Raw genomic sequence first — 13,350 nt, 5'->3', positions numbered from 1 at the left:
TTAGTTTAACTTAGCATCGCTCAGCATCTTCTCGATCATCTGGCGTTGTTCGTTCTTACTTGATAATTCTTTACGCACAACTTTCTCAGCAATTTCTACTGAAAGCTCTGCAACCTGATTTTTAAGTTCAGCAAGAGCAGATTGTTTTTCAAGTTCGATACTCTTTTGAGCATCTGCAACAATTCTGTCTGCCTTAAGCTTCGCTTCTTCAGCTGCTGAAGCGATCGTTTTTTCTTTCAACTCACGTGCTTCTTTAAGGATAGCATCTCTTTCTGCACGAGCTTCTTTCATCAATTGCTCATTATCAGATTTAAGATTCTGCATTTCCTTACGAGCATTTTCAGCTGAAGCCAACGCGTCGTTAATAGACTGTTCCCTGTCTCTTACAGAATTAAGGATAGGTCTCCAGGCGAATTTTGCCATAAGAAACAAAAGCACCAAAAAGACGATCGTTTGCCAGAAAAACAAGCCAAAATCGGGAGTGATTAAATCCATATATAACTAAATAAAATGTTCTTAAGTAATCATTAATTAAGATCTGTTCGTAACCAACCGTTACGAACAGATCTTTTTAAATTCAGGACTATGCCGGTACAGTAAGTACCCCTAGCAAAGCAGCTACCACTCCAAAAAGTGCAACACCTTCTACAAGTGCAGCAGCAATAATCATAGCAGTCTGGATTTTTCCAGCAGCCTCTGGCTGACGTGCGATAGCATCCATGGCAGAACCACCAATTTTACCAACACCGATAGCGGCTCCAACAACTGCAAGACCAGCTCCTAAAGCTGCAAGTCCAATGTGTAAATACTCCATAATAATAGAATTAAATAATTAAAATTAATGATGTTCATGTTCCTCAACTGCCATCCCGATAAACAGGGCAGACAGCATTGTAAAAATAAACGCTTGTAGGAATGCTACTAACAATTCCAGTACTGTTATAAATAAGGCAAATGGAACCGAAACTCCGGCGATGCCTGCATTTTCTAGGATAAAGATCAGCCCGATCAAACTCAGTATAATAATGTGACCAGCAGTAATGTTCGCGAATAAACGAATCATAAGTGCGATAGGCTTAATAAAAACCCCTGCAAGTTCAACAACTGCAAGAATTGGTTTTACGAAAGTAGGAACTCCAGGCATCCACAATGTGTGCTTCCAGAAATCCTTATTACCGTTGATTAAAATCAGGGCAAGTGTAAATAAACCAAGTGAAACAGTTACAGCAATGTTACCAGTAACGTTTGCAGCTCCAGGTAAAAGACCAAGTAAGTTGGTGATCCAGATAAAAAAGAATACTGATAATAAGAAAGGCATGAATTTCATGTATCTCTTTTCTCCTAATTGTGGAATCGCAATATCGTCTCTAACAAAGATCACAAGTGTTTCAAGAATATTATTGAAACCTTTTGGCGCGTGTGCATTCTTTTTGTGATGTCTGGCAAGGCTAGTGAAAAACAATAGCATCAAGATTACTGTCAAGAACATAGCAGCTACGTTCTTCGTAATAGATAGATCCCATGGCTTCGAAGCGTTTACCGGGTGTTCCTCGGCATCAAGTTCCACAGCGGTCGCACCATCATTCAGTCTGTAAATATCTTCATGAACATTCACGAAACGCATTCCATCCTTTTCGACTACATGATGACCTTCAGTGTCATGATGAAATTCACTGGACATAAAAGTTACCAGACCGTTTTCCGTATAAAGAATTACCGGTAAAGGTAATGTATACGAATTGTCTCCGGAACCAAAGAAATGCCAACCGTGAGAATCACCGATATGATGCAGGATCATCTCTGTCGCGTTAAACTCTTCTTTAGCTTCCTCAAGATCTGAATGCTCCTCTCCGTGCTCCTGAGCAAAGGTAAAGGTTGGGAAAATGGCTAAGGCCAATGTAAAGTACAAGCTAATCACTAAAGATTTCTGTGCTATCATACTATCTGATCTACTTAAAATTGTGGGCTCTAAATTTCCGTGCAAAGGTATACTTTTAATTTTTATCTGAAAGAAGCAGTTATATTTTTTTTACCTATCCTTCCATTTTATGATTTTACTGAAAGTCAGCAGTTTATTTCAGATTAATAAGCTTTACCGCGTAAATAGTTTCAAAAACCAGAAAGATAAAATAAGGTATAAAAAATGCGATTAAGCTCTGAAATGGATTAAGCGTGCCATTCAGCATCATAGGAAGCAAAAACAAAACTGCAGCGAGCATCTTGAAAAGGCCGCAACCCATAAAGGCAAAACCAGTTTTATCGCTAAAGTTTTGCTGTACAAGGACCAGTAAAATGTATACAATGAGTGTTGCAATGAACTGGAAAGCGTAGATCGCAAATGTGGAATAATAAAGTTCAGGCTGGAACAGGTAGTTTACCAATGCAAACTGTATTAGCAGGCAGATGATAAAAAAAGGAATAAATACTTTGAGAAAAACTAAGATCTTTTGTTGCATTACTCGTCTTCGTTCAGATTTTTGACCTCTCTGTAAACGAGGTAAAGTGAGATAAACACCCCGGCAAGAGATAGAGAAATTGTATATACAGAAAATTTGTTCGGAAACTTACCATCAAGCCAGATGCCTGCGAAAACTCCGGCAGCTATGAGAAGACCCATTTGGAAGGCTATATTAATAAAACCGAGATACTTGTTACGCTGATCGTTTTTCATTTTTAGTTTTGAGAGGTTTTATACCTCCATTCATTTCACAGGTAGCATTAAATACTGCTCCTGTTTCTACCGCGAGTTTACCGGCGATCACTTCTCCTTCAATATGAGCCGTGTCGCGAAGACTAAGTACGTCTTTTACCAGCAACTTGCCATTAAAGTTTCCTTCGATATCTGCACTTTCACATTCCAGCGTACCATTTATCACTCCGCCTTTACTTATTACAACCTTTCCGGGAGTTTTAAGACTACCTTCCAGCGTGCCTTCTATTCTGAAGCATCCTTTACCAGAGATCTCCCCAGTTATAAATGTTCCTGCTGCAATACGATTTTGCTCACGCTGATCTGCCGAGCTTCTGGACTTTTTGGAATCTGAAAACATGTTTGTAGGGCTTTAATTAAGGTCTGACAAATTTCTTAAATTTTTCTTAATTTGTACAATTCTATAATTTTCTGCCGACATGACAAAAGCTTCCCCTCCAATTTTAATGTTCTTATCCTTCTGAAGAAGTTCCAAAAATCCTTGGGCTGCCGATCTTGAGCTTAATCCATGAATTACTACAAACGTCTGCTCAGCGTCGTAAACATCCCGTGAAGTCTTTATTTTGCTGTAGTTTAATTCTTCTAATTTTTCTTCGATCTGAATTTTTAATGAATCTGCAGCTACATTTTCACTTTCAGAAAAAGCAAGCACCAGTTTAAAATTAGTTTGAGTACTATCTGCTACAAACTCCAGGTTTTTAAGGGATGGAATAGCTGTATTCAGTAATTGTTGTGCTTTTTGACCTTCCGGAGATTGCGGGTAGTTTGCCGCTACATACTGCAGGGAATTCTCATAAGAATCAATTCCATATAATCTTGCAATCGCCTGAGTTTTTAATAATTCTATTTTAGGTAATATACTATTACCGTTGTACTGAGATCTATAAGCGTCTGATTGCTCTATAACCTCAACAAAATTCTGCGCTTCAAACTTTCTATACAATTGCTCATAGACATTTTCAGGACTGTTCTCATCCATTTGAACACTTTGGGGATTTTTTATAAAGGCGGCATATCGCGAATCTGGATAATTCTGCAGGATATCCTGTTCCAGTCTTCGTAAATCATCTACACGATTCTGAGCTTTATAAACCGAATACAAATTATATTTCGCCGGAAGGATCAGGCTCTGTTGTGGATTACTATTCAGCATAAACTCCAGCCTGTTCGCAGCCAGTGCATACTCACGGTATTTCTCGTTGTAAATCACTCCCAGTTGATAATTTGCACGATTTCGCTGAGCAGACAAACTGTCCAGAACTAAAGCCTCTGAAGGTATTTGTGCAAGATAGGTTTGGGGATCGTAGATTGGATCATTATCCAGATTAATATCCATTAAACGCTCTTCAGCATTCACCGTACTTTGATTCATAGCGCGACTGCCATAGCGCCAGTTATCTGCCAGTTCCCTGCTTCCCCATGTGCGGAGGAAATCCTGCGCGCCCCTGGAAACACGAATTGGGTTGTAGAAGTAAAAGATGTTTCCAGCATTTCCACTATTAAAATCACCTGCCGGCGGAACCGAAGCTGAAGCTGGTATATTTGTTTGTGGAAAATTAGTTCTTGGGCCTATCCCTGCAGTGTACGCAGGTAATTCTCCAGACTCCATGGTTTTTACAGCGCGTGCTCTTAAAGTATCTGTATATGCTGTAAAATACTGCAATCTATCGTCCTCGCTCATATTCGCGAGTCTCAAAATACTATCTGTTTCCTCAGCGATCTCTTCGTAGAGAATCACATCGGCAAGATTTTCCCGTTTCTTGCTGATGGTCCTGAACTCCAGTAGATCTGGAGACATATAGGTCAAGGTGCTATCAAAATATTTCCCGGCTTGCTGATAGTTTGCTTCATCAAAATTGATATTCGCCAGAATCTCATAGTTGATCGATTTCAGGAAAATATCACTTGATGGTGATCTTAAAGAGCGATTATAATAATCTACAGCGGTTTCTACGGAATCTAAACGATTGTAATACTCTCCAATCTGAAAATAGATCTTGTCGAGAAATGGTCGGTTTTCGCGATCTTTCTCCAGATCTCTTAATAACGACAGTAGTTGGGTACGGTCCCCATTCTGAAAATCAAAATTCCTTGCCTTTTGAATATGTGCATTCACCAGGTAAATTCGGGGAGACTTGCGTTTCAGGTCTATTACTTTATCAAAGGAAGCATTTGCCGCTGCCGATTGATCCATTCGATCGTAGAGCTGTCCAAGAATATAGTAATAACGACCCTTTTCAGCATTATTACTGGTGTATTCACTAGCGTTCTGTAATGGAACTACGGCACTATCTATATATTGTAAATTGATATAAGCCTGTGCAAGACTGGAACTGGCATCGGCTATATCTTCATCGTCTAGTTTGTCTGAATCAAGGATCTTTTTCAGGTTTTTGATTGCCAGTTTTTCATTTCCTAACCTGATATTTGTTTTCTCTCGCCAGATCCTTGCGTGAGTAATATTATCACTGGCAGGATAGCGGTAAAGAATGTAGTTAAAGGCATCGAGGGCGGGTACAAAACGTTGATCGAAATACCTTGATTTCCCAAGGAGCAAATAAGCTTCATCAATTTGAGGATTTCGCTCTTTGCCACCTATTTGCATGGAATGCTTCTGGATTGCTTTTACAGCTTTTTCTTCAGCAATACCAAAATTCTGATTTCTAACGCTATCTGGTAAGACGATATTTTCATCAAGAGCGAGTCTTTCAACAGGTAGAATATCCCAGTAATTATCTGCGTAGTTCTGGTTGATCTCTTCTTTTCCCTGTTCAAAGGCGAGACCACCGTTGTACAGCGTATTATATTCCGAAGTGATCGCGTGATAATTTCGGTTTACGAAAGAGTTCTTTTTCCTGGAGCAGCTAAGAATTGCCGCGGCAGTAAGTAAAAACAGTGAAATTCGGGTAAACGTATTCAATATGAACCTTTTATGGTATCATGAATAACTTTGATACAGCTGGTTTAGTATGTAAAAGTAAACTTCTTTTTGCAAAGTCCAATAGCTGTAATTACTAGGCTTCAACGATTTCACTGGAAAAATAATCCTCCAGTTCCTTCAGGGTAGCTTCGGAAGTTGTTATATCACGAACCGGCACTCCCCTGTCCAGGACCACGATCCGTTCGCAAACTTCAGTAACATGGATAAGATCATGACTGGAAATAAGGACCGTAGTTCCAGAGGTATTTGAAAGTTCTTTCAGTATTTTCTTTAGTCTGATTTGTGTGGTTGGATCCAGGTTTGCAAATGGTTCGTCAAGAATAACGACTTCAGGATCACCGATCAATGCGGCTACGATTCCTACTTTTTTCTGGTTTCCTTTTGAAAGATCCCGAAGATATTTCTTGCGACCTATGATCTCTTCATTAAAAAAATCCTGAAACTGCGTTAAAAACGAGTCCACATCTGCCCGATTCCTATTCCGAAGATCTCCAATGAAGTAGAAATATTCTTCTGGAGTTAGATAGCCAATAAGGAAGCTTTCGTCAATAAATGAGGAAGTGAATGTTTTCCAGTCCTCGCTTTCGCTCACCGTAATATCCTGATTAAAGATATTTCCGGAAGTGGGCTGAATAAGATCCAGCAGCAGGCTGAAAAATGTAGTTTTACCCGCACCGTTGTTACCAACGAGTCCGAAATTTTGTCCTGAAGGAATTTCCAGATGCTCGATATCAAGAACTTTGTTTCCGTTATATATTTTTGAAAGATTGGTTGCTGTGATCATATTCCTATAAATTTATTCTCCTTTTTGTTTAAATCCCTGGATCGTTACATATTTACGTCTTCGGTATCGCTGGGTAAGGTAAGTAAGTAGTGCGGGACGCATAAGGATACCTATAATACCCAATCCTGCAATGGTTCCCACGGCAACTTCATAGCTTATGAATTTGTTTACCAGCCAGAAAATGAAGACTGGAAATGCCATGACAGGAATTCCAACAAGCCATTGTGAAACACCCATTCCCTGGTAATTCATCATTGGGCTTTTGTCCAGATCGATGCTCTTTTTATTGAAACTTCCGGCGAAAATTAGCATAGGAACGTTCACTCCAATATTATAGATCGCGGCGGTAATATTCAGCAAAACCACTTCCCATCCAAAGTATATATAGGGAGTAGTTAGAATTAAAAGTACCACCACACTTACCGTGATCAATCCCATTTTTGAGGCGAGGTATTGTCTCATAGGTATATTTTGAGACATGATCATGGAATAATAAGACGAATCCCAGGATGGTACGAATTGACCAAAATTCATCATAAATACGCCCGTCATAAAGATTCCCACAAATAAAAAGAATGCTGGCATATCCTGATAGGCGTCGTTCGGGTAAAAAATAAGACCATAACACAATAGGAGAAGAGACATGAAAATGGTTGTTTTCGCTCTTTTATTCCGAAGAATTAGCTTGATATCCAACTGCAGGAAAGGAGCAATACTACCAAATTTACGGGTCCAACCAAGGTCCTGAGTGTTCACTTCCTTAGATTTAGCTTTTAGATCACGGTCGAGATAGAATTTTTTCCTTAGGTCTGAAAGATTCCACTGGTAAAGAATAATCAGTAAGATAAAAGGAATCACTGCTAAGTACGGCTGGTCATATAAATAATCGAGGGCCGCACCAAAGTAACTACCAATATCGAACACACCAAAGTAGTCCAAAGCAGCCAGAATTGCCACGCCAATAATAACCGGAAGTAATTGCTTAAGACTTTCGTTGAACTTTTTCTTGACTATAAAATTGAAATAGTTCACACATAAAATAAGAGCGTAGAAGCCAAGCATCCAGCCAAGAACATTCCAGGCAGGATAATCATACTTCAGGATACTTACCAGCCCGAAGGGAATGATCCAGAGCAGCGGCAGTATATTATAGAATGAGTAAAGTGATTTGAGAAGTATGTAATTGACCGCTTTTTTCTTAGATACAGGAATAACCATAAGCGGTTTGATATTCATTACCGGCAGGCTTTGCAACATAAACCGGAAAATAAATTCAAAACCAAAATAGGTTAAAGCAAAACTGTTCACGATCGCTAAGGGATCCTGTTCAGGAAAAGATTCTTTCAGCAGCGGAAATAATGCTACGCCCAGAAATAAAAACATGGCTGAAAAATAGAGCGCCAGGAATATCATCAGGATCTTTAATCCCAGACTTTTTCCAAAACTGGCCGACCTTGTGAATGATTTCCATTCCAGCCAGAGAAACTTACTAAACATAAAATCTGCTGTTTATTTAGATAGGTAGAGAAATTTAAACTTTTGTTACATTTTTAAAAGCTTCATACTTTGTATTTTTACCCCCAAATATTAAAAAATGAGTAATTTTTACCCGCTAAAAATAAAGGAAATAATTCGTGAAACTTCCCAGGCGGTGAGTTTATCTTTCGATATTCCTGAAAACTTGAAAGAAGAGTTCAGATTCAAGGCCGGGCAGTATATCACTATTAAATATGATGCTGAAAACGGGGAAGTAAGAAGAGCCTATTCTCTTTGTTCTGCTCCTGCTTCTGAAGATTTCAAAGTAACCGTAAAAGAAGTCGAAGGAGGTAGCTTTTCAGTGATCGCTAATAATAAACTTACAGCCGGAGATATTCTGGAGGTACATCCACCGGAAGGAAAATTTGTTTTCGAACCTGGTAATTCCGCTAAAGACTATGCTGCTTTTGCAGCGGGAAGCGGGATCACGCCAGTACTTTCCATCATCAAATCTGTATTGGAACAGGAACCTGAAAGTCGGTTTGTGCTAACCTATGGAAACAAATCTGTAGACGATACCATCTTTTTTAAGGAGCTACTGGAATTACAATCTAAGTTTCCGGAAAGACTTTTCGTAGAGTTTATTTACAGCCGTACGCGTGAAGAAAATGCAAAGTTTGGAAGAATCGAAACAAGCACTGTAAACTATATTCTGAAGAATAAATTCAAGCATCATAATTTCGAAACATTCTATCTATGCGGACCCAAAGAAATGATCGATCATGTTACCGAAGTATTGAAGAAGAACGAAGTTCGTGATGAGCAGATCAAATTTGAGTTGTTCACAAGCACTTCAGAAGAAAAAGTGATCGAGGGAGATACTGATGGAAAAACTTCAGTAACCATTGTTGTAGATGATGAAGAGTATAGCTTTTCTATGGATCGTAAAGATGTGGTTCTGGACGTTGCACTGGAAGAAGATATCGATGTACCTTATTCCTGCCAGGGCGGGATTTGCAGTAGCTGTATGGCCCGAATTACTGAAGGTAAAGCTGAAATGAGTAAAAACCAGATCTTAACAGATGCAGAGATCGAGGAAGGTTTTATTCTTACCTGCCAGGCGCATCCAACTACTTCTACGTTAAAAGTAGATTTTGATGATGTTTAAGAATTAGTCAGCAGCTGCTGAATTTTAGATACTACCACTTCCGGAGGAATGCTGCGCATGACATCTTCGTAACCCTCCGGAACTTTGTTGCCATAAGCCGAAGTTGGGATCTTTGGATATTTCTCAAGATCTGGTAAGATACAATTCTCGAAAGGCTGATTAAAAGCAGCAAATCCCGTATAAGGATGGGTGACGCCCCAGATACTTAGAACCGGAATCCCGAATAGCGCTGCGATATGAGCATTTCCACTATCCATGGATAACATCATGTCAAGGTTAGAGATAAGGCTTAGTTCTTCTGCAAACCTCAGCTTACCAACCACACTCACACAATTTTCAAATCTGGATTCCCATTCTTCCAGCTGTTTCTTTTCAGTTTCCCCTCCTCCAAACAGGAAGATTTTAGTATTTGTTTCCGAAGAAAGCCTGGAAATCACCTGTTCCATGAGATCTACCGGATAAAATTTTGAACTATGCTGGGCAAATGGTGCGATTCCAAGCCATTTTACATTTTTTCGCTTGCCAGTAACATCAGAAATTCTTGGAAGCACTTCCCTTCTTGCAGCAGGTGTGTAATTGGAAATATCTATCGGGTATCCTAGTTTCTCAAAAACGTCAGCATAACGCTGATGGGTTGTTTTCAGCTGCTTGAAAATCTTGTTGGTCTCCCGTGTAAGAGCCTTCTTTTCAGCTCTGCCCTTATCTATTTGTTCGAAAGGAATTCCGTAGAAATAAAAAACCGAACGTAAGACATTGGTTCTAAGAACATCATGAAGATCTGCGACCATATCGATCTCCTCATCACGAAGTTCCCTGGCCAGGGTACCAAGTCCCAGAACACCTTCGTGAACGCCATCGACATCTGCTTCGTAGAGACGCACATTTGGTAAATGACTGAACATCGGAAAAAAGAAAGATCGTGTAAGTACCGTAATTGTGAGCTGTGGATAGGTTCTAACCAGAATGCTCAAAACAGGAACCACCATCGCCACATCTCCCATGGCAGAAAGACGAATCACCAACAGATGTTTATTCTCTGAAGTTGATGGATGCTGATTCCTATTCTGATCTTTCATGTCTACTTATTACCTCTTAGTACAGGATTAAGCTCATCGTCATTATACATCTTCATCTGCTTATACACCTTCATATATTTTTCACCTTTTTCGATATCTTCCAGAAGCTGATTGATCGCCGTAGAAAGGTCTACACGTTGTTCCAGAAGAATATCCAACTTGGCTTTACAGGCCATCTGGTGCTTTTCTGAAGCATCTGTACGCTGGGCTTCTTCGTTCATATGATAGATCTTCAGCGCCAGAATAGACAAACGATCGATTGCCCATGCCGGACTTTCAGAATTGATCGTAGCATCTGTATTTGCCTTTACATCCTTATATTTCTCAAGAAAGTAACTATCAATATACTCTACAGTATCGGTTCTATCCTGATTGGAAGCATCGATCTTACGCTTCAATGTAAGTGCTGCTACCGGATCAATGTTCTGGTCACGAATAATATCTTCATAATGCCATTGAACGGTATCTATCCAGCATTTTCTGAAAAGTAAATGTTCCAGAAGATTCTTTTCAGCATCATAAGGATTTTTGAAATCCTGTTCTACGCTATCTTTCTCATGATAGAGTTCGATCACTTCTCTAAAAATAGTATTGGCTTTATCTGAAAACATAAAGTTGTTTTTAATATAAATTGAATGCGAATTGGCCTGAAATGCTCAGGTTTTGCAAAGATATTATTTTTATAAAGAGATTCCGGTGAATCTGAAGGAAATGGTTTAACCCAGAAAAACCAGGACAAATGGCATAAGAATTAGCACTGCCAGTAGTATTTCCTTGAATATGCGATCCTTCTTGCTATCAAAATAGTTAGAAGCAATGATACTAAGAGGTACAAAGAAGAATATAAGTTCACTTCCATTTTTAGTCGGTGCGAAGATCGCAACAGCAATAGAAATTACCAGGCAGAACAGGATCATGCTTAACACCGGTCTTCTGGTAATACTTGCCTTCTGTATCGCACTGAAATATTGAATAAGTGTCCAGAAAAGCAAGCCCAGAATGATACTTAATGGAACTAGTATCGATGCTACGTTATAACGACTAAAGTCAAAATTACTGGTCTGAAACCAGTCATTCAATGTATAGAACTCGTCATAAGCAAGAAGATGAAATGTTACCGTCAGGATAGCTACCGCAAGAAAAGCTACAAAAGGTACCAGCCAGTTTTTGAAAGCTGAAGCAAAATTAAGAATCGCGAAAAATATAAGCAGAAAGAACAGTACCGACCAGAAGTTATAAAGGGTGGCAATGGCTATCCAGAAAGTTGCATCAAAGATCTTTTGCTGTACAAATTTGTGTGATTTGAGGCTAATGATTCTCCGTAAGGCGAGCAGGATGCAAAGATTGGAAATGATTACCGGCGTATTAGCCAGAAGTTCACTAAAACTGATTGCGAAAATTGCAAAAAGCAGGGTTTTATAAGCACTCCGCTTAGTGAGTTCATTTTTCTTTGCGATAAAATTGAGCACGAACAAGCTTAGAACAAGCAAACCCAAAACACCAATCTTTTGCAGTAAATCCAGTATCTCGAAACCATTTTCCCAGTGAAAAAAGTTCACGCCGGTATAAAAGATTACCAGCAGCAGAACGATCACTGTAAGGTTAATAGGTTTGGATTTGCTAAAAAAGCTTGTTAGCATTGGTAGTTTTTATATTTTTGTAGTCACAATTAATGATACGATCATGAAAGATTTTTTTGAAGGAATAGAAGATTTGTTTGGGTTACTCCTGGCTCCATTAGACGAATTAAGAGCTTTGGAACTTGATTCCTGGTTTCTTGCCAATGGATTGAACTGGATCTTTATGGCTATTGGTTTTCTAGCTTTTCTTTACTGGATGAAGCAGCTAAAATCCTTTAACGATAATAACGAAGAAAACAGAGAATCTACTTCACATTCATTCTTAGGATAGGTCAAAACCTAAATCCTTTCTAAAATACATCTTATCAAATTGCAACAATTCTGCACTTTGGTAAGATTTTTTTAGTGCCTGTTTGTAATCATCCGCAAAGGAACTTACCGCTATTACGCGGCCTCCACTAGTTACAACTCCTTCTTCAGTTCTGCTCGTTCCTGCATGGAATACGAGAGAATCTTTAACTTTTTCCAGTCCTGTGATAGGCTTTCCTTTTTCATAAGATTCCGGGTAACCTCCAGATACCAGCATCACTGTTGTCGCAGACCGTTCATCGATTTCAAGACTTGCAGTATTTAGTTCACCTTTCCAGGCAGATTCCAGTAATGCAACCAGATCAGACTTTATTCTTGGTAATACGACTTCAGTTTCAGGATCACCCATTCTAACATTATACTCGATCACATAAGGCTCATTCCCTACTTTGATCAAACCTATAAAAACAAAGCCTTTGTAATCGATATCTTCAGCTTTAAGACCATTCACCGTTGGTTTCACGATACGGTCCTCGATCTTTTTCATTAGGGTTTCATCTGCAAAAGGTACAGGTGAAATTGCCCCCATACCACCGGTATTAAGGCCGGTGTCCCCCTCGCCTATTCTTTTATAATCTTTTGCCGTTGGAAGGATCTTATAATTCTCACCATCGGTTAGTACAAATACGCTTAATTCGATCCCATCAAGGAATTCTTCGATCACCACCTTCTGACTAGCCGCACCAAACTTCCCTGAAAGCATGTTTTCCAGTTCCTTTTTAGCTTCGTCCAGATCTTCAATAATAAGCACTCCCTTCCCTGCAGCCAAACCATCGGCTTTCAACACGTAAGGAGGTTTTAAAGTTTCCAGAAAACGTTTCCCTGCCTGTAAACTTTCAAAACTGAAACTCTCATAGGCAGCAGTAGGTATATTGTAGAGAGCCATAAATTCCTTGGCACGTTCCTTACTACCTTCCAATAAAGCTCCGCGCTGAGAAGGCCCGATCATTTGAATATGCTTTAATTGATCATCATTCTTAAAGAAATCCACGATTCCTTTGACTAGAGGATCTTCCGGTCCAACCACGATCATATCAATATTCTTTGCCAGGGCAACTTTTCCTACCTGAGCAAAATCAATCGGATTGATATCCAGGTTTTCTGCAATAGCTGCTGTGCCGGCATTCCCGGGTCCTACATAAAGTTTATCGCATAGATCACTTTGGGCAATCTTCCAGGCAAAAGTATGCTCGCGTCCACCGGAACCAAGAATGAGAATATTCATAGCTTCAAATTTTAATTGTTG

General features: G+C 39.4%; 15 protein-coding genes. 2 read left to right on the top strand and 13 right to left on the bottom strand.

What is annotated here, in order from left to right; translation table 11 throughout:
* The 9 genes from JM79_RS01415 to JM79_RS01375 all read right to left on the bottom strand — a co-directional run bounded on the left by JM79_RS01415 (position 1) and on the right by JM79_RS01375 (position 7,932).
* Positions 1–495, bottom strand: a complete 495-nt coding sequence (locus JM79_RS01415) for a F0F1 ATP synthase subunit B (protein WP_026913618.1) — start codon at positions 493–495, stop codon at positions 1–3.
* 88 nt (positions 496–583) lie between these two features.
* A complete protein-coding gene (gene atpE / locus JM79_RS01410) occupies positions 584–814 on the bottom strand; it encodes an ATP synthase F0 subunit C (RefSeq protein WP_026913619.1) in 231 nt (76 codons plus the stop codon).
* A gap of 24 nt (positions 815–838) precedes the next feature.
* A complete protein-coding gene (gene atpB, locus JM79_RS01405; protein ID WP_141876455.1) occupies positions 839–1,939 on the bottom strand; it encodes a F0F1 ATP synthase subunit A in 1,101 nt (366 codons plus the stop codon).
* A 133-nt stretch (positions 1,940–2,072) separates the two neighbouring features.
* Positions 2,073–2,456 carry a hypothetical protein gene (locus JM79_RS01400; RefSeq protein WP_141876454.1) on the bottom strand — a complete coding sequence of 128 codons (384 nt, stop codon included), beginning with the start codon at positions 2,454–2,456 and terminating at the stop codon, positions 2,073–2,075.
* Positions 2,456–2,671 carry an AtpZ/AtpI family protein gene (locus JM79_RS01395; RefSeq protein WP_141876453.1) on the bottom strand — a complete coding sequence of 72 codons (216 nt, stop codon included), beginning with the start codon at positions 2,669–2,671 and terminating at the stop codon, positions 2,456–2,458. The genes JM79_RS01400 and JM79_RS01395 overlap by 1 nt, the downstream gene beginning before the upstream one ends.
* Entirely contained in the window at positions 2,652–3,050 is a 399-nt protein-coding gene (locus JM79_RS01390) for a polymer-forming cytoskeletal protein (RefSeq protein ID WP_141876452.1), read from the bottom strand. Before JM79_RS01390 ends, JM79_RS01395 begins: the two co-directional genes overlap by 20 nt.
* Positions 3,051–3,062: 12 nt before the next feature.
* Positions 3,063–5,630, bottom strand: a complete 2,568-nt coding sequence (locus JM79_RS01385) for a hypothetical protein (RefSeq protein ID WP_141876451.1) — start codon at positions 5,628–5,630, stop codon at positions 3,063–3,065.
* A 94-nt stretch (positions 5,631–5,724) separates the two neighbouring features.
* A complete protein-coding gene (locus JM79_RS01380; RefSeq protein ID WP_141876450.1) occupies positions 5,725–6,435 on the bottom strand; it encodes an ATP-binding cassette domain-containing protein in 711 nt (236 codons plus the stop codon).
* A 12-nt stretch (positions 6,436–6,447) separates the two neighbouring features.
* The gene (locus tag JM79_RS01375; RefSeq protein ID WP_141876449.1) at positions 6,448–7,932 is read right to left on the bottom strand and encodes a DUF5687 family protein; all 1,485 of its coding nucleotides are present in this window, start codon (positions 7,930–7,932) and stop codon (positions 6,448–6,450) included.
* A gap of 97 nt (positions 7,933–8,029) precedes the next feature.
* On the opposite strand from JM79_RS01375, the gene JM79_RS01370 reads away from it, so the two are divergent.
* Positions 8,030–9,079, top strand: a complete 1,050-nt coding sequence (locus tag JM79_RS01370) for a ferredoxin--NADP reductase (RefSeq protein ID WP_141876448.1) — start codon at positions 8,030–8,032, stop codon at positions 9,077–9,079.
* Here the strand turns inward: JM79_RS01370 and JM79_RS01365 are convergent.
* The 3 genes from JM79_RS01365 to JM79_RS01355 form a co-directional block, all read right to left on the bottom strand.
* Positions 9,076–10,155 (bottom strand): glycosyltransferase family 9 protein, encoded by a 1,080-nt coding sequence (locus tag JM79_RS01365; protein ID WP_141876447.1) that lies wholly within the window; start codon positions 10,153–10,155, stop codon positions 9,076–9,078. The genes JM79_RS01370 and JM79_RS01365 overlap by 4 nt on opposite strands.
* A gap of 2 nt (positions 10,156–10,157) precedes the next feature.
* Positions 10,158–10,766 carry a DUF4254 domain-containing protein gene (locus JM79_RS01360; RefSeq protein ID WP_141876446.1) on the bottom strand — a complete coding sequence of 203 codons (609 nt, stop codon included), beginning with the start codon at positions 10,764–10,766 and terminating at the stop codon, positions 10,158–10,160.
* Positions 10,767–10,871: 105 nt separating this feature from the next.
* Entirely contained in the window at positions 10,872–11,795 is a 924-nt protein-coding gene (locus JM79_RS01355) for a DUF6427 family protein (RefSeq protein WP_141876445.1), read from the bottom strand.
* A gap of 43 nt (positions 11,796–11,838) precedes the next feature.
* Here JM79_RS01355 and JM79_RS01350 point away from each other — a divergent pair, with 43 nt between their 5' ends.
* Complete coding sequence (locus JM79_RS01350; protein ID WP_141876444.1) at positions 11,839–12,066, top strand: uracil phosphoribosyltransferase; 228 nt, start codon at positions 11,839–11,841, stop codon at positions 12,064–12,066.
* Here JM79_RS01350 and purD read toward each other — a convergent pair.
* A complete protein-coding gene (gene purD, locus JM79_RS01345; RefSeq protein ID WP_141876443.1) occupies positions 12,058–13,329 on the bottom strand; it encodes a phosphoribosylamine--glycine ligase in 1,272 nt (423 codons plus the stop codon). The two genes, JM79_RS01350 and purD, sit on opposite strands and share 9 nt — an antisense overlap.
* Positions 13,330–13,350 lie beyond the last annotated feature (21 nt).

Source organism: Gramella sp. Hel_I_59 (assembly GCF_006714895.1).
GTDB lineage: Bacteria > Bacteroidota > Bacteroidia > Flavobacteriales > Flavobacteriaceae > Christiangramia.
The sequence above is the reverse complement of the archived record's forward strand: the minus strand, read 5'-3'. Positions and strand labels throughout refer to the sequence as shown.